Origin of the sequence: Flammeovirga sp. EKP202, from assembly GCF_014534745.1 — a bacterium.
GTDB lineage: Bacteria > Bacteroidota > Bacteroidia > Cytophagales > Flammeovirgaceae > Flammeovirga.
In genome coordinates this window covers 66,143-85,561 of sequence record NZ_JACVVP010000017.1, presented here as the reverse complement: position 1 = coordinate 85,561, position 19,419 = coordinate 66,143, and the positions used below count along the sequence as shown (strand labels likewise).

Here is a 19,419-nt window from a genome sequence, read left to right as displayed (position 1 = left end):
TCTTCTAAATTTTTATTTGAGGAAATATAATAGGTATTGCTCAAATTTTCCCTCAAAAATAATATAATTTTTTGGTGGTTGACTAACCTTAAAGTTAGCTAACTTTTTTTAACAGTCATTTCTTGGGTAAAATATCAGAAAAGGCTGTTTCGTGCACTAATTTACCAATATAAGCATGGAAATTTTTAGCCCCGATCTGCTCAATTGCCATATATTCTACACGGCTTTCATCATAATAATCCCATCGAGCATACTTATGTGTTACTTTATTTTCGGTAAATGAATAAAAAGAACCTGCATAGTTGGTATCTCGATAGAACTTCTTGCCATTAACGGTAAGAATAGATTTTGGCTGTTGTTTTAATAAGATTTCAGTATCTAAACTTTCATCAATACTATAGATATTGACCTTTTCTGTCACTCTAATTTTCAGATTGACTTGATCGAAATATTTAAAAACAACTAGCTCATTGATACCTGACAATAATACAATTTTTTCTTCTTCTGCATTGTTATTGGCATTCAACTGATAGTGCTCTACAACTTGATATGTTTTTAGATCATAGTCCAACAAATAACCTAGTTGTATATCATTAATACCAATTGAAGTGGGATCATAATTGAAAGACCTTTTTTGGAAAGCTTTTGTAGGATTATTTGTATGTATCTGATGGCCAGAGATAAGATTGAAAACCTTCTCTGGAGTATTTTTAATTTTCTTGGCTTGATTGAAAAGATAAATCGCTGATCCTGCAAATAAAGCGAAAGAGACATCTGAATCATACATGAAAGCAAGTACATTTGCAGCAACAATCCCTTTTCTTACTACATCAAATTTGTAAAACTCTTCCTCTATTTTTTTGAAGAATGTTACTTTTTTTTGAGCAGGTAATGCTAGTTCGTATTTTTTTTTCTCAGTGGTTAATTTCTCTTTTGATAATTTAGGCCAAAAATTATTTTCTAAATATTTTCCTATATTCTCTTTCATAAAAAAAGTCTGAATTCAGATTAATAGTTTATATTTACACAATAATAATGAGTTTAATTCTATTTTTTAAGTTTATTTTTCTCGAATACTCTTATGGTACGATTTTTTTAGATTTATATTCATTAACTTTGTAAAATCATATTACCTTAACCGTTTTTTAGATATGGCAGTTGAAAAATTACGCTATTCTGCGGAAGATTTAAAGGAGTTTGAAATCCTTTTAAATAAGAAGCTAGAGAGAACTAATAAGGAACTTGAACATTTAAAACATTCTATTACCAAAGATACTAGTGGTCAAGATTCTAATCACACAGGTGGGAAAACTCTAGAAGATGGAGCAGATGCCTTTGAAAAAGAGCAGTTAAATCAGTTAGCTGCCAGAACAGTAAAATACAGAACCCAATTAGAAAAGGCGTTAGTAAGAATCAAAAATGGTACTTACGGTGTATGTGTGGATACTGGAAACTTAATTTCTAAAGATCGTTTACGTGCAGTACCGCACACACAACATTCGATTGAAGCTAAATTGAAAAGAAGTTAATTTACAAGGTATTAATTAATTTAATGACACTTGGTTGATGACAGATACCAAGTGTCATATTTTTTTATGGAAAGAATAGATATAGCAATTGAATCCCTAATTTTTGTCTCTAACGAACCCGTATCAGTTGACGAAATTTTAAATACACTTCAAGAAACTTTCGAGGAAGAGGAAATCACCAAAGAAATGATTCTTGAAAATATTGAAAAGTTAATCAAAAAATATAAGCGTAAAGATTATTCTTTTGAGGTCATTAAAAGTGGGGAAGGGTACAGTTTCTTAACCAAGAAAGAAACCAGTAATGTAGTTAATACTTTCTTAAAAAATAGATCTAAAAAACGTTTGTCAAGATCTGCCTTAGAGACTTTATCAATCATTGCTTATAAACAGCCAATTACCAAAGGGGAAATTGAAAAAATCCGTGGAGTAGGTAGTGATTATGCAATGAAAAAGCTACTCAATAGAGGATTGGTAAAAATGAAAGGAAAGTCTGAAGCAATTGGAAGACCCATGCTTTACGGAACTACTGATCAATTCTTAGAATACTTTGGTATCACAACTTTAAGAGATTTACCATCACCAAAAGAATTTTCTGAGGAGGATTTAGGAGATGGACCTGACGACGTTCAACCTACTACAGAAGAACCTTCAAATTCATAAATCTTTTCACCCAAAAACTCTTACTCTTATTATCCTAGTGTTTTAATGTATTCAGAAGGTGTTTGACCTATTTTTTGTTTAAATATTCTATTGAATGTAGTCTTAGAATTAAAACCCGCCTGTTCACCGATGTGCGGTAAGTTGTACTGAATATGCTTGCCTTCATCAATGAGTTTCAATACTTCTTTCAATCTAAAATCATTCATTAATTCATAAAATGAAGTATTCAATTCATTATTCAATAGTTGAGAAATCTTTTTGTATGAAAAATCAGTGATATCTGCCAACTCCTGCATTTTCAAATCATTCTTCAAATAAGGTTTTTTCTCTTCAATCAAATCTAACAAAAGTTGACTTTCTTCGTTTAGTCTTTGATTTTCCTCTAAGTCTTGAATTCCCTCAGCTGGCTCGTCAATAGTAACGGTTTTTATTGATGCTTCTTCCTCTATTACTGTATTTAGTTGTAAGAAAAGCTCTGGCCATTTAAAAGCACAAAAACCTATTGTCAACATTAAACAGGTTAAACCGAAATAAAAGAAGTGGAAAAAATTGATGGTCACCTGTACTTTTAGAATTTGAAGTACTACGCCTGCCGTACCTAAAGCCCAAAGGAAGATATTACTAAATATAAAAAACTTCATGAAACGGATAGACCACCTCAAGTCTTCTGAGATTTTAGATGTATCGTGAAATTGATAGAGAATCTTTGCTGACTTCAAAGAATAAATGACGCCCTGTACAATGATGATAGAATCAAAAAATAAACTGTAGGGCAAAAACCATTCTGGTAATCCGTTGGTGAGATGTTCAACCTTCTCATGTGATGGTAAGATCAGAAAGGGTGAAAATGCCAGGAAATAAAAGAATACAGGGAGAAAGTGAAATGAAAGCTTATAATTCCATTTTGAATCAGGTGTGAAATAAAACCTGATATAGAAATACATCAGTGGAAAAAAGAGAAGTACTATGGGATCAATGAGAGAATATAGATGAGGATATTCAAGAAAAAACTCATCTGACTTGAAAACATAGACAAACACTGTTGTAGCCCAAACCAAAATCAAACTTCCCAAAGTGGTGTTAGAAGGATTTTTTGGAGGAACAAAAAAAATGTACATCGAAAGTAAGAAAGATAATATTACTCCAATTAGTAGTGATAAATGAAAAATACTGTCTAAGATCATGAATGCTATTATTTTGTAAGTTATACGGCCTAGTGAATCATAATCAAAGTTTGGATAAAATGTTACACAAAATGATTACACACTAGCTATGAGATGGTTTTAGTCCTTATTGAATGGGATGATTTTCTACTTGTAAATGTCGAAAACCTCCAAATACAAATGTAAATATCGTCTGACTAAAAAACATCATTTAGAATGTTAGAATAAGCTAATAATTACCTTTATGTCACTTGAAGTCCATTTACCTCTTCTAACATCCTTACTAAAGGATAGAAGATAAAATATTATTAAGTAACAAATTAACAGCCACTTAGGGTGTGCCACTCGTGGAATTGAAACTGTACCACTCATGGAAGTTGTGCCAATAACAACGGTGACACAACTTGGACTACTGTAAATTAGGGTGAAACATATTTTTAACGAAAATTTACAAAAAATTACTAAAGAGAGATACAACTCCTTTCTATTTATTTAAACTTTTTAAATTATGTTTCGCAACAAACTCGTACTATCATTACTAGCACTTTCTAGCTGTATGGTAAGTTGTCAAGACGACAGCATTCAAAGTCAAATTGATGACTTAAGCGGTAAAGTAGAAGATCTAAACTCTAACTTAGATAGTTTAGACAAAGAACTAGCTTCATTAAAAGAGCAACATCAGAATACATTACTTGAAAAAATTCAAGAGATGGATGACATGATGGCAAGTCTCATTGCTGAAAATTCTAAACTTTCAGATCAATACAGCACCATCTCAGATAGTTTGAAGTCTATCCATGATGAAGTAGCTGAAAGTGGTAGCTCTATTTATTACGGTGATTTATTAACTTCTGAAAACTTTGCTCAATACACTGCACAAGGAGCTTCAATTGTTACAGGTAATGTATTAGTTACAACAGAGGAACAATTGAATGCTTTAGCTAATCTAAGAGTAACAGGCGGAAACATCCACTTATCTAATTTAATGGATATTACACTTCCTGCATTAGAAACAGTAGGGGGCGATTTAGTCGTATCGTCAGCAAAAGGCAGTGTTGTTTTTGAAAACTTATTTACTGTAGCTGGTGGATGGTTTAACAATGACAACTCTGAGCAAACTTCTTTAGTTGCTGACAAGCTTGCCTTTGTTTCTGGCAGTGTTGAAATCAACAACAACCTTCTTTTGGAAACAGTTTCTTTTGAGACATTAGCTTATATGAAATCGTTATCGATTAATAGTTACTGGGCTGATGATCCAAGTTACAAGCATATCGGTGCTTTATCTAACGTAGAAATATCGAATGTAGATATTGAAGGAGACCTTACTGTCGCTTATGGTGGCACCGGAACTCTTGACATTGGTAATGTTAGCGGTAATTTGAAGCTTGAAAAAACAAATTTCACGGATATTAATATCGCTGGTACTCACTTAGGTGGTTTAGAATTGAGTTATAACGAATCTCTTGTAAATCTTGTTGTTGACAATGTAAAAACAATTCATGGCGATATCGTAATAATAGACAATAAGCCTGATACTGGTGTAGGTACATTCGCTACTTCAAATACTAATGGTTTTGAAACTTTCCCAAGCTTCCAAAGCCTTACAGAAATTAAAGGTGATATTAATATTTCAGGAAACACTGCATTGACATCTATCGAGTCATTTAATGCTATAACATCTTTAATTGGGTCTGATATTACATTTAATAACAATGGTACTTTAACTGTATTAGACATTTTTAATAATATAACTGAAGCAAGTATTCCTGTTTCTAAATTCAGATCTGAAAACACTAAGGTTTACATTTACGAGAAAACAAGTTGGTTTAATGGTTTCTCAAACCTTTTACAAGGAGGTGACATCACTATTGATATTCAAAACCCAACAGCTGATGATGGTGGTTTTGGACTATTCTCAACAGATGTTGTGAGGTTTGAAGGTTTTTCATCTATGACGGTTGCCACACGTCTTCGTCTAAACATTGGTGATGTCACTGACTTTAATGCATTTAATGTGTTGGATAGATTACAACCTGGTTATGAAGACTATACTTACCTTTCATTACAATTACCTGAGAATACTAATGTTTCATTATGTCCTTTATCAACTCTTCTTACAAAGATCAAGAACGATGAATTAGGTAATACAAATTACAGAGTATACATCCAAGCAATAAACGAGTGGGGATGGCATCAAGATGTTGAAGATCAAAATGCTACAATTGAAGAATTGTTGTCTTCTTGTGACTAAAAATACACTACTTGATAAAAGCAATAACTGCTTTTGTAACTGGGCATCACAACAATTTATATGTGGTGCCCTCAATCACAATTCGTTTTAAATACAGCATACAAATTCCATCAAAATTTATCTAACCTGAGCTTTTCAACTCAGTTTTTATACTACCAATTCAAATCTTATTTAATGAAGAATTTATTATTATTTTTTCTTCTACAATTGTTTACTACAGCTGCTTTGTTTGCACAAGACAGAATTGTAAAAGGTAAAATTGTAGACGAAAAAGGCGAAGAACTGCCTATCGTAAATATTAAAGTTCTTGGGTCTAATATTGTTACCGTCTCTGATATGGGTGGTAAATATCAAATTACTGTTCCTTCTGACACCTCCACTTTGGTTTATACCTTCATTGGAATGGCTACTCAATACGAAAGAGTAAATAACAGATCTATTGTTAATGTAACAATGGAACAGGACCTTCAACACTTGGAAGAAGTAATGGTTGTTGCTTACGGAACAACTACAAAAGAAGCTTTTACTGGTTCAGCTGAAACTATCGATGATGAAGTATTAAAAGATAGAGCAGTAACCTCATTTGATAAAGCATTACAAGGTACTACACCTGGTTTAATGGTATCTAGTAGTTCAGGACAACCTGGTTCCGCTTCAACAATTAGAATCAGAGGTATTGGCTCTATCAGTGCAGGTAGTGCCCCATTATATGTATTGGATGGTGTACCTATGACTGGATCTATCACTGATCTTAATCCTAATGATATTGCAAGTGTCACTGTATTAAAGGATGCTGCAGCAGCCTCATTATATGGGTCTCGTGCAGCGAATGGTGTAATCCTTATCACGACAAACCAAGGTAAATCTGGTGAAACAAAAATTTCATTAAACTCACAATTCGGTGTTTCTAGTAGAATTTCAGAGGGTTATGCATTAATGAATTCAAGCCAAATCTATGAACATACTTGGAGAGGTTTATACAACAGAGCTTTGAATGATAACCTTTCAGCTGAAGAAGCAATAGATTATGCCCATGAGAATGTTGAGGGCATTGTAGGTTTTAATCCTTTTAGTTCAGAGAATCCGTTAGGTGATGATGGAAAAGTAATCAATGGTACGCATGTACATACTAACACTAATTGGAGAGATGAGCTTTATAAAAATGGTTTAGTCAATAATCATAACTTAAATATTAGTGGTGGTAATGATTTAACGAAAGTATTCTTTTCACTTGGTTATTATGATGATACTGGAATTATCTTAAGTTCTGATTACACAAGATATACAAGTAAGATAAACGTTTCTCACAAAATCAATGACTTCCTTACTGCAGGTGTCAATTCAATGTTGTCTTACTCAAAAACAAATGCACCTCCAAATGGTAGTCAAGGTTCTAACCCCGTAAGATCTGTTGAAGTAATTAATGCCGCTTCTCCTGTATATAACGATGATGGCACTTACAATTGGGATAACAAAGCAGTACTTGACTTCAACCCAATTGGCTTAGCTGAAAAAGATAAATATTTATATGAAACCAAAAGAGGTGTTTTAAATTCTTATTTGAACGTCGACTTTACTAAAAACTTATCATTTAAAACAACCTTAGGTATTGATAATTCAATCAACAAAGGTCTAAATTATTACAATAGAGAACATGGTAATGGAGAAGGTGTAGACGGTAGAAGTGTGATGTCACAATCTGACAACCTTACATGGAACGTTTCGAACTTATTCAATTATAATCTTTACAGAGAAAATTTCTCCGTTACATTATTAGCAGGTCAAGAAGCTGCAGGACAAAATATTTCATCATTATCAAGTGGAGTCACTGGATTTGCAGTAGATGGATATTATGATCTCATTTGGGGGTCTCAACCTTCAAAACCATCAAGTTCGACAAGTGAATGGACATTAGTTTCATACTTAGGTCAAGCAAAATTTGATATTAAAGACCGTTACTATTTCAGTGGTAGTATCCGTACTGATGGTAGTTCAAGGTTTGGAAAAAATCACAAATACGGTGTTTTCTATTCAATAGGTGGCGGCTGGAGAATCAACAATGAGAATTTCATGAGAGATATATCATGGATCAATCATTTAAAGATCAGATCTTCTTACGGTACATCGGGTAACAATAACATCGGAAACTATTCATTCTTAGGTTTATACAGCGGTGGTGCAGATTACAGTGGTTTCGCAGGATTGACACCTACACAATTGGATAACCAAGATATAAGATGGGAAAAGATTAGTAACTTCAACATAGGTTTTGAGTCTAGATTAATCAGAAACCTAACATTATCTGCTGAATATTATATCCGTCATTCTGATGGATTATTATATTCAAAACCTCTATCTGCATCAAAAGGCTTTGGATCAATCCTAACCAATTTAGGAGCAATGGACAACAAAGGTTTTGAATTAGCGATGTCTTATGATATTAAAACAAACTCTGACTTCTACAGTACTATTGGATTCAATATTTCAACTAATAAAAATACAGTCTTAAAATTAACGACAGAAAAAGTAGTATCGGGTACCAAACTAATTGAGGAAGGAGCAAGTTTATATCAATTTTATCTAACAGAATGGGCCGGTGTTGATCCTTCAAACGGTAAACCGCTCTGGTATGTAAATCATACCGGTGAAAATGGAACTGAATTACCTGCATCAGCATTTAAAGATCCTAATGGTTCTGAAAGATTAGTTACAAGCGAATACGGTGACGCTGAAAGAGTACGTTTAGGTTCAGCTTTACCAACTGTATTTGGTGGTGTGAATTATAGTGTAGGTTATAAGAACTTAGAATTGAGCTTATTGTTTTCTTACAGTTATGGAAACAAGGTTTACAATCATGACTATGCAACAAGTATGCATGACGGTCAAGCACCAGGAAATAACCTCGCTGCTGATGCTCTTAACGCATGGACACCTGATAACATTTATACAGATGTACCTCGCTATGTGATCAACAACACTGATCGAGGAAATGAAATGTCATCACGTTTTATGGAAGATGGTTCATATATCAGATTAAAAAATGTGACTTTGGCTTATCGACTACCATCAAGACTTTGCAATAAAATGGGAATCAGTGGATTGAGAGCCTATGTATCTGGAGAAAACTTATGGACTCTCACCAGCTATAAAGGGTTTGATCCAGAAATGAGTATCAATGGTGTTACAGGAAGTAATATCCCAGGTGTGAAAGTAGTTTCAACAGGTTTCAATTTAGATTTTTAAGGAGAAAAATAATATGAACACAATTATTAAAAAGAGTATAATCACCTTATTCTCATTAAGTCTTTTATTTTCATGTACAAATGACTTTCTAGAGCTTGACCCTAGTTTTGCTTTAAAAGAAAAGGATGTATTCAGCAAATATTCAAGTGCTCACTCTGCATTAGTAGGTGCATATGACCAATTAAGTTCTCCTAATTTTGATGGTCTTTACAACCCTATCATGTCTGATATTATGGGTGAGGATGTAATGATCAATTCTGAAGACAACTGGAACTGGTTTACTGATGTATATCAGATGAACTTATTACCTACTTTTACATACATCAATAGCCCTTGGTGGATCGGCTATAAAATCATTTTTGATACAAATAAAATTATTGAAAATGTCAATAACATCCCAGATGCCACTCAAGAGCAAAAGGATAATATTGAGGGACAAGCAAGAGCTCTTAGAGCTTATGTAAACCTTAAATTAGTGCAGATGTATGCTCCGGCTCATAAGCGAAACAGCATGGCACCGTCTATTATGATTGTAGACCAAGTGCTTGATGTTGAAGCCGAAGACCCAGGTAGAAGTCCTTTACAAGATGCATATGATTTAATTGAGTCTGATTTATTAAAAGCAGTCGAATTATTACCTGACTTGGAGCCCTTGGATATTGACGAAGGTTTTATTTCTAAAAAGGGTGCTCATGCTTTATTAGCAAGAACTTACCTTGACCAAGAAAAATGGGAAGAAGCAAAAGTGAATGCTCAAAATGCTTATAAAGATCTAGATCTAATGACTGCCAATGAAATGTATGGTGGTTTTATGAGTAGAAATTCCGAAACTATTTTCACCATCGCCTACACTGAAGAAGACAACAATGTTTACCTAAGTTTACCTTCTTTCTATTGGCCAGTGGGAGGATATAGTTCAATGAGAGCAAATGATAAATTCATCGAAAAATTCTCTACGGAGGACTTAAGGTTTTTCTTCTTTTTGAAAGAAGAAGAGATTGATGAAAATAGAAATCTAATCTTAAAATTTGGTCACAATAGAATTGTTGGTAATGCAGAGCGAATTGTGATTAGAGCTTCAGAAATGTACCTTATTGAAGCAGAGTGTGAAGCGGAATTAGGAAATTATTCTAAAGCTCAAGATGCATTACATGTTATTCAGTCAAGAGCTTATCCTGGTGTACCAAAGAGCAAGAATGTTGGACAAGAATTGATCGATGAAGTCCTATTAGAAAGAAGAAAAGAGTTGTTTGGAGAAGGCTTTAGATGGAATGATATCAAAAGACGCCAATTACCATTTGTTCGTGAAGGAGACCATTGGGTGAAATTTAATTTCACTGCAAATGATAATGATTACTACAGATTAACATTCCCTATTCCTCAATCTGAGATTGATGCAAATACAAATATCTCTGAGGCAGATCAAAATATAGGGTACTAAATAACTCAACCAATTGATGATCTACACTATCATCACAATTGCTTAAATAGGAATTCGTAATGAACAATAGACTAATTCAAAATAGTATCGGTTTGCTTTTATTGCTGGTCTTCGGATTTGGCTGTAAGAACGATACTGATATCGTAAAAATAACCCCAGATGCTGGTCCAAGCTTTTTGGATATTGAGAGTGAAGGGTACATGGTTGAATTGTCAGCAAGACCTGTTGACAAGGGACAAACGGGTACATGGAAGGTTTATATTGGAGATAATGGAAGCTTTGAAGATATTCATAATCCAACATCAAAGTTTTATGGTGAGCCAGGCGTAACTTATCAGTTGATCTGGGAAGTGACTGAAGGAGACCAATATAAAACAGATTTGATCACAGTATCTTACAAAGAACTTAAGCCTTCCATTTTGACAGAAATACCTCAGGATACACTTTTTCATAATATATCGACATACTTAACTGCAGCGGCACCTAAATATGGTGCTGCTGGTAGTTGGTCTATCCTAGAAGGAGAAGGAGGAAGCATTGAAATGATCAATGATAGCACGGCTGCTTTTGTTGGTGCAAAAAATAGTGCTTATAAAGTACAATGGACTTTATCATTTGGAAATAAAATCGTTTCTGAAGAATTAGATTTTGTAACCGATGAGCTCAAAGCTTTTGCAGGTAATGACCAATTGGATATTATCACTGATTTAAATAGCGGAGAGAAAAAGTTCTACACTTTGCAAGCCTTTTTACCCGCAGGTGCAACAGGCGACTGGACTTTATTGAACGATACAAACGGTGAGATTTACCATAATAATCTTCCTCACTCTTTATTTAAAGGAGATCCAGATACTGAATATGAATTAGCCTGGAAAGTGGAAATTGGTAATACTGTTTCCGCAGATACTGTAAAACTTCGTTTCAGAGGAAAATGGGGGATTTGGGTGGATGAACGTGACAATCAAGAATATCGTTTTGTTGAAATCAATGGCTTAGAATGGATGGCAGACAACTACAATTATGCCGAAGACCCAGGAAATTTATCATGGTATTATGGCTATGGTTATAGAGCGCTAATCCAAGATGGACATCCACTAGATAATGAGGAAGAAAGAAAACGCTATGGACGTCTTTACTTTATTGAGGCTGCAATGAACAGACCTCCAGAAGGTTGGAGATTACCTACTGCTATCGAGTTAGATGATATCATTCGTTTATATGGCGGTGAATTGTATGCAAAAGAAGCTTTAAAAGTAGGAGGCGAATCTGGATTAGAGATCAATTATCCTGGTTATCTGTCTTTTAGTGATATTTCAGACCCAGCATTCAGACATATTTTCAAAAGTCAGGAAAAAGAAGTAATGATTATGACTTCTGATATCAATCCTAGTACCGGAATGGGTTATGTTCTAACGATGAATACATCTATTCCAAATGTAGGGTTTGCTATCTTAAACACCTATTTCAATGGTATGTCTGTACGTTATGTACGAGAGAAACAATAAAGGCTAAAATTAAGAGAATGAAAAAATTATTAATATTAATATTCTTAAGTATTGGCTTTATTTTCAATACTTTTGGACAACTAAACTTACCTCAAGGTGATGATATCGTGAGCGGTAAGATTAGAGTCAAATTTACAAAAGATGCTGTCAATGCTTCATCTAATATGAGACTGTCTTCATCTAACGGAAGAGTTGGAATTGCTCATGTAGATGATGTAAATCAAAAAACGGGGATTTACTCTATTAAAAGAGTCTTTCCTTTCTCTATGAAGCATGAAGCAAAACATATAGAATATGGACTACACCTTTGGTATGAAATAGACTTTGATACACTCATTGACCCATATGTAATGATTGAAAATTACAAAGGGTTAGCTGAAATTGATATTGTTAAGCCAGTCTATTCAAAAGTAAACATCAACAATGACTCTAAACCTGTTGTCTTCAAAAAAGATGCTTTCAAAACTGAAAGTGTTACAGAAGAAGAGTTTAAATTTGATGACCCTCTTTTAACAGATCAATGGCATTATATCAACCATAGAGAAATTGGAGGTGAGTTCCATATGGATATTAACTTAAAAGAAGGTTGGGAAATCCAAACGGGTAACTCTGATATTATTGTAGCAGTGGTCGATCAAGGTGTAGATCCTTACCATGAAGACTTAAATGCTAACATGTGGGTCAACGAAGCCGAGTTGAATGGTACTCCAGGGGAAGATAGTGATGGAAATGGCTATGTGGATGACATTTATGGATACAACTTCATTGTTCCTGGTCCAATTACTCCAGGTGACCACGGTACTCACGTCGCGGGTACAGTTGGTGCTGTAAACAACAATGGAATTGGTGTAGCAGGTGTAGCAGGTGGTGATGGTTCTGGCAATGGTGTAAAAATTATGTCATGCCAAGTATTTGATTACAGAGAAAGAGATGGAGCCAACTTCGCCGAAGCAATTGTATATGGTGCAGATAATGGTGCCGTAATTTCACAAAACTCTTGGGGATACAATACGGAGAATTATTATGAGCCAGAAGTTTTAGAAGCCATTCGTTATTTTGTTGCCGAAGCAGGCCAATACGAAGGAAGTCCTATGAAAGGTGGTGTTTTATTCTTTGCCGCTGGTAATACTGGCTTAGAGCAAAACAAATATCCTGGTGCATTTGATGAAGTGATTGCTGTTTCTGCATTGGGGCCATCAGGTTTACCTTCTTACTATACCACTTATGGTGAATGGGTTGATATTGCTGCTCCGGGAGGTGATATGAGAAACTTTGACCAAGAAGGAGGTATTTTGAGTACGCTTATCAATAACAACTACGGATACATGGAAGGTACTTCTATGGCTTGTCCTCATGTGAGTGGTGTAGCTGCTTTAATCATTTCAAAATTTGGTGGTGAAGATTTTACAGCTGATGACCTTAAAAGAATATTATTAAATTCAGCTGACCCCTTTAACTTCAGTAATCATGATAATAAATTTGGACGTGGAGTATTAAACGCTGCCAATGCTTTAGCAGATGATAACAGAATTGCTCCTAATACTATTGTTGATTTAAGAACGTCTGAAATTCTTCATAATGAAGTTACATTAGAATGGACTGTACCAGAAGATGAAGATAGTCAAGGTCCAAGTGTATTTTATTTAGCTTTTTCTACTGAAGAAATTACAGAAGAAAACTTCAATCAACAATTGATTTATGGAATTGAGAATTACCTTTCAGAAGGTGACACTGTAAGAATTCGTTTTAACCAATTATTGAAGGAATCAGATTATTGGTTTGCTGTAAAATCTGCAGATCAATTTACAAACTTATCTGAGATTTCAAATATTCTAAAGGTGACAACAGTTGATGAACCTCATTTCATGACATCAATGGACCAAATATACGTATCAATTGATGTGAAGGAAAAAACGACAAGTGAGGCACCCTTAGAATTTTCAAACATTGGGGATGGTACCGTTTACTGGTCAGCTTTGGTTACGAACGAAAATAACTTCCATGAAGAATTTGGTATAGAGTCCCAATCGGCTACAACAGCTCAAACAGAGGTTAGTAAAGTGTTGAGTATGCCACTGAACTTCAATAATGAAGTGGCATTAAATAGTGTGGATCAATCTATTGAATTTGCTACTTCAGCACAAATTAATGAAGTAGAAGAGGGGATCTTACACTCAAATGAACATTGGAAAAACGACGTTACTGAATTTGTTTCAGGTATGTCTTATGAATTATATGAAGGACCAAGTATTATTGTAGGTTCTGGTAATCCAAATGCTGGATTGATTTACGCTACAAGATTCCACCTTCCATATGATTACGAATTCAATTTGACGCATATTGAATTGGGAATGTTACCAACAGTAAGTGATAAGCCATTTTTTATAGAAATAAGAAAAGGAGGGTATAGAAACTTTCTTGAATCTGAACTAGTATACACACAGGAATACTATCCTGATACATCAGGTGTAATGAAATATTACAGAATGCCACTGTATGAACCTCAGTTTTTTGGAGAAAATGAAACATTTTGGACTGTAATTCATTTCCCTAAAGAAATTGAGAGACCATTATTATTACAATTTGGTTTTATTCCATCTGAAGTGGATAACTTTTTAGTTTCAAGAGATAACGGTAGGACTTACCAATCTTCATTAAGTTTATCAACTAGAAGTACTGTTCCTTTATTAAGAGTTTTAAGTACAGGTGATAATGGATCATTTGTGTTCATTGATCCAACATCTGGTAAAGTACAATCCGGCGAAACGACTTCTGTAAATGCTACAGTAGATGCACAATCCTTAACCAATGGACAACACTTAGCTTCATTGGGTATTCGAACAAATGATATTCATAAACCTGTTGTTAATATTGAAGTAAAAGTTGATGTTTCTGGTCATGAACCAGAAATAGACCTTGCAAAACAATATGAATTAAACTGCTTTACAAATGTTGAAACGGAACATGAGATCACTCTAGAGAATAATGGTTTAGGTGATTTTGTCATAAGAAGTTATGAAATCGATGGAAACATTATCACTCTTGAAGATTCAATAGTTGTAGGAGCAAAATCAACTCAAGTATTTACTTTTGATTATATTAATGAAAATAATGGTATTCATAGAAAAAATCTGATTTTACATTCTGATGATAGTCAAGCTAATGTTCCATTAACAATCTCAAGTGTTGATGCACCAAGTATTAGTGCTTTTTTACAAGCTACTGAGTTTGACATTAATTATGGAGATAAAAAAGAGGTAGTATTAACAATAGAAAATACAGGATCTCAGGCAGATTTGGAGTACGATTTAACCCCTTACAGCCAGTTAGAATTGAAAGGAGGAGTTCTTCCTCAGCCATTAAATTATTCTATAAAAACAAAGCCTTTTGATGGCGAATTATGGGATGAAATCAATCAGATTGGTAAAGCAATTGATACTGAAGTATACTATAAAACGTATGATTTAGGTATGGATTTCCCATACTTCAATGAGCAGTTGAGTAAGATTGACCTAACAAATAATACTAGAATTTATTTCTACAATTTCATAGCAATATCCCCTTTAACATTTGAAGATGGTTTTCAACGTGCAGTTGAAATGAAATACCATGCTTATGGTGATAAGTTTGCCCTTTCTATTAAGGCTAATCACGTAATTTATGGTGACTCTAAATTCAATGTCGTAAATGCTAATATAGAATATCAAGTAGTATTTCATAGAAATGGCTTGATTGAATATAATTATATTAATGTGGAAGATATTGATCCAGAAACAAGATATAAAGTCTATGCAATTGGGTTCTTGGTATCAGATACATTAATGTATAAAGATTTTGATGATGAGCCATTAACAAACGGTACAACAGTAATGTTTGAACCTACTTCAGACATGAATATGATTTCTGATGTTACTCCTTCAAAAGGTATTATTCCTCCAGGAAATAGTGTTGATTTAAATGTTACCTTAGATCCTCAGTTTAACAAACAAATCAATGGTACCTATAATAATTCAATTATAGTAAAATCCAATACGATTGAAGGTTCAACTACTATACCTTTTAAAGTAAATGTTCAAGGTTTATCGGAAATGCAGGCCTCAGATTCATTAATTTTTAAAGAAGTGAAAATTGGCCTCGATGAAACAGAGTTTATTTCGGTTGAAAACCAAGGTTCAGCTCCTGTCACTATTACTTCAATATCTTCAACAAATAATTTATTCTCTTTTAGTAATGAATTATTAAATACTGAGGTGAAAGGTCAATCTAACTATCCACTTCCAATCCTATTTACCCCAACTTCTAATAAAAAAGAAGAAGGAAAAATTAATATTATCTTTAGTGATGGCACTATCACACAAACAGATGTAGTAGGTTATGGAATTAACGATGCTGATTACACTCATAACTTCCCATCCGAAATTGTTGTTGATGCTACAATTGGTGAAGTGAAGAATTATGATGTATTCATACAAAATGAGAGTGATGGAGTTGACTTTGAATATGTAATTCAAGAGGGTTTATTTACAGGATTAGAAAACGAATCTATCCAAGATACTTTTGATAGTACTTCTTTCGGTTTTATGCAAGATGATTACGGTTATACTTGGCATACAAGCAACCCCGAAAATGATTTCTACCGTTGGGAATACATCAAAAACGAAAATGTATTACCATTAGTAGATGGTAAACCTGTTGCTATTGAGCTTCCTTTTGACTTCCCTTTTTATGGTGAAAAATACAATAAAATTTGGATTTCAATTCATGGTATGGCCTCAGTACTACCTATGGAAGAAGATTTCTTGAGTCAACAATTCTTAAAAGATGATGGTGTAAGCGGTATTATTGCTCCTTTCTGGTCATTTTTGAAGTATTCAGGTACAGATAGTGTGTATTATAAAATGACTGATGAACGCTTAATTGTACAATGGAATAATATCATAGGAAAGGATCCTACTTCAAGTACGGGAATTTTAAGTTTTGGCTTTGAAATTGTCAAAGATGGCAGAATATATTTCCACTATAAAAAGCTAGAAACCTGGGGTGGTTTATTAAGATATGGTTTAGAAAGCCCAGATGAGAAATATACTTTACAAGATGAAGATGTATTGATTGTCAATCAGTCTTACTTAAAGGATAAATCATCAATTGCAATTGTGCCACCAGTACATCATAAAGTAGGATCAGATCTAAAAGATTCTTACCAGCTTTCAGTCAATACTTCAAGATTTAATTACAATGGTTCTTATGTAGACACATTAAGAGTTTTAACAAATAGTGAGATCAAACCATTGATTGAAGTTCCAGTAAAGGTCAATCTTACAGGTGCTCCGGAATTATCAGTTTTAAATAATGTAGATTTTGATGAAGTTGTTTTTGAAGAAAATTTAGTAATTTCTGACAAAATTCAACTGATGAACAAAGGAAATAATGATTTAGAAGTTACTAAAATAACTTCAACTGATTTAGGAAAAGTTGAATACTATGATGCATCTGGTAATCAAATGATCATGAATAGCTCAGGAGTTTTATTAGCACCAATCCAAATTGCTCCTTGGGAGGTCGTTGACATTGAAGTAGTACTTCCAATTACTGAACAAACTGCAATTAATGGTAAAGTTAACTTTATCAATACAACAGGTGAAACTTCTGCAACTATCACAGCTAACCTTGTCGATTCTCCTATCTTCAGTTGGGATGCTACAGACCAAGAGTTATCATTAAGAAGTACAGATACAACAACATACTCTTTCAACATTGATAATGAGGGTACTTCTAAATTGAAATATTCAATTATCCCGGCAGTATTACCAGAGATTGATCCTACTTTAATCCCTGGTGTGATTGATGAGATTGGTGAGATCAAGACGACAAATGGGTTAGCCGTAGATTCATTAGCCTTGGATTGGAGTGAGGAAGCAGATGGTGTATTTACTCCTTTTGTAGTAGGGGCAAAATTAGCATTTGCAAACCGTTTTGTAGCTCCTGAAGGAGGTTTTGATATTACTCATATAAAGGTTTATTCATATATTCAGAACATCAATGAGTATGTTCGTATTATGATTAGTCAAGGAGGTGAACTTCCTCAAGAAGGTGAATTACTATTGGATCAAAAATTCCAAATCAGTGAGAAAATTGATGAAGATTGGATGTATTTTGAGTTGGAACAACCTTTCCATATTCCAGAAGGAGAATCTTTCTTTGTAGGAGTAGGATTACCTGTTACTCATAAATATATGGGCTTTAACACCTCAGAAGATAGAGCCATATTAGACAACACATTTAGTGGTGTTTTTGGTGGGGAAGAAGCTAACGGAAATTACCGTTGGTGGCAAGCAAATAACTATGAAAAATTTGTTTGGAAAATCAGACCTCTGACAGCAAGTGCTGAAAATAATTGGTTGACAGTAGATCATAAAGAAGGTGTTTTATCGGAAGGTGGACAATCTGAAGTGACTGCAACGATTAATGCTTCAGGTGCAAAACCAGGTGTAAACGTAGCTTCCATCATTGTTTCATCTAATGACATCAATAATAAAGGTAAAGTTATGAAAATGAAGGTGTCTGTCAACGGACGTCCAACATTTGAATATACTCCAAATAGCTATCAAGACACTTTAAGTGTGATGGAAGACGGAGAATATACATTTACCTATCTTTTTGAAGATCCTGAAGGTGATAAAATGACAATCGAAGTTGATTCTAATGATATTCAAAATATCAATTATCATTTCCTACAAGACGGTCCGAATACTGCTTCACTAAAAATCATGACAAATTATGAAAGTGAAGGTTTATATCACTTACCTGTCTCAGTAACTGATGAATTTGGTAATGTTACCAGAGATACAACATTGATTCAAGTAACACACAAGAATAGACCTCCAGTGTTGAACCCTGATTATGCTATCATTAGAATCAATTTAGCGGATACTATTCAAACCGTTACGATTGATCCTTATGATCTGTTCATTGACCCTGACGGTAACGATATGCAGTTTTTCGTTAGAAATGACAGTGAGGATGTGATTGATTTAGCATTAGGACAATCTTATATCCACATCACTCCATTAAAAGTAGGAGTGGGACAAGTGCTATTTGTAGCTTATGATGGTTATGATGATGGTCTTGTTGGGTATTTCGTCTATGTTGAAGTAATTGATGATCCTTCAGCAGTTATGAACTCTACAGATACCAATGGACAACCTATTCATATAGATCTTGCATCTTTTGATCAATCCACGGTTTACCCTAACCCTGTTACTGATGGTAAAGCAATATTGGCCTACAAAGTTGAGAAGGATACAGATGTGCAACTTGAAGTAGTGAACATCAACGGTAAGAGTGTTTACCAAAAATCTTACTCTCAACAAAAAGCAGGTATGCATTCTGAATTAATTCCTCTTGAGCACTTACCAAAAGGAGTTTATGTATTGAAGATTAATGTTGACAATCAATATGTCAAGTCCCATAAACTTCTCATTAAATAATATTGAATTGGATAAAACAGCAAATGCACTAAGTTTTCTTAGTGCATTTCTTTTTTCATTTGAATTGGAATAGAAAAAAAGACAGTACCAAACCAAGCGTTTAGTATACTGTCTTTATTATATCGTTAATCTAGTAAGAT

General features: G+C 34.0%; 9 protein-coding genes. 7 read left to right on the top strand and 2 right to left on the bottom strand.

Translation table 11 applies throughout. The annotated features are described in order from the left end of the window. Positions 1 to 115: 115 nt before the first annotated feature. The gene (locus IC221_RS12395) at positions 116 to 988 is read right to left on the bottom strand and encodes a DUF4178 domain-containing protein (protein ID WP_188169271.1); all 873 of its coding nucleotides are present in this window, start codon (positions 986 to 988) and stop codon (positions 116 to 118) included. Between the two features lie 163 nt (positions 989 to 1,151). Between IC221_RS12395 and IC221_RS12390 the strand changes: the two genes are divergently transcribed. Both IC221_RS12390 and scpB read left to right on the top strand, forming a co-directional pair. Further along, a complete protein-coding gene (locus IC221_RS12390) occupies positions 1,152 to 1,529 on the top strand; it encodes a TraR/DksA C4-type zinc finger protein (RefSeq protein WP_044203968.1) in 378 nt (125 codons plus the stop codon). Between the two features lie 66 nt (positions 1,530 to 1,595). Continuing rightward, positions 1,596 to 2,189, top strand: a complete 594-nt coding sequence (scpB, locus tag IC221_RS12385) for an SMC-Scp complex subunit ScpB (RefSeq protein ID WP_188169270.1) — start codon at positions 1,596 to 1,598, stop codon at positions 2,187 to 2,189. Between the two features lie 29 nt (positions 2,190 to 2,218). Here the strand turns inward: scpB and IC221_RS12380 are convergent, their stop codons facing one another. Further along, on the bottom strand, positions 2,219 to 3,373 hold the full coding sequence (locus IC221_RS12380) for an AraC family transcriptional regulator (RefSeq protein WP_188169269.1): 1,155 nt from the start codon (positions 3,371 to 3,373) through the stop codon (positions 2,219 to 2,221). A gap of 487 nt (positions 3,374 to 3,860) precedes the next feature. Here IC221_RS12380 and IC221_RS12375 point away from each other — a divergent pair, with 487 nt between their 5' ends. The 5 genes from IC221_RS12375 (at position 3,861) to IC221_RS12355 (ending at position 19,279) form a co-directional block, all read left to right on the top strand. Continuing rightward, on the top strand, positions 3,861 to 5,603 hold the full coding sequence (locus tag IC221_RS12375; RefSeq protein WP_188169268.1) for a hypothetical protein: 1,743 nt from the start codon (positions 3,861 to 3,863) through the stop codon (positions 5,601 to 5,603). A 174-nt stretch (positions 5,604 to 5,777) separates the two neighbouring features. Next, positions 5,778 to 8,846, top strand: a complete 3,069-nt coding sequence (locus IC221_RS12370; RefSeq protein ID WP_188169267.1) for a TonB-dependent receptor — start codon at positions 5,778 to 5,780, stop codon at positions 8,844 to 8,846. Positions 8,847 to 8,859: 13 nt separating this feature from the next. Next, positions 8,860 to 10,287, top strand: a complete 1,428-nt coding sequence (locus IC221_RS12365) for a RagB/SusD family nutrient uptake outer membrane protein (protein WP_188169266.1) — start codon at positions 8,860 to 8,862, stop codon at positions 10,285 to 10,287. 59 nt (positions 10,288 to 10,346) lie between these two features. Beyond that, entirely contained in the window at positions 10,347 to 11,792 is a 1,446-nt protein-coding gene (locus tag IC221_RS12360) for an FISUMP domain-containing protein (protein ID WP_188169265.1), read from the top strand. A 17-nt stretch (positions 11,793 to 11,809) separates the two neighbouring features. Continuing rightward, a complete protein-coding gene (locus tag IC221_RS12355) occupies positions 11,810 to 19,279 on the top strand; it encodes a S8 family serine peptidase (protein WP_188169264.1) in 7,470 nt (2,489 codons plus the stop codon). Positions 19,280 to 19,419 lie beyond the last annotated feature (140 nt).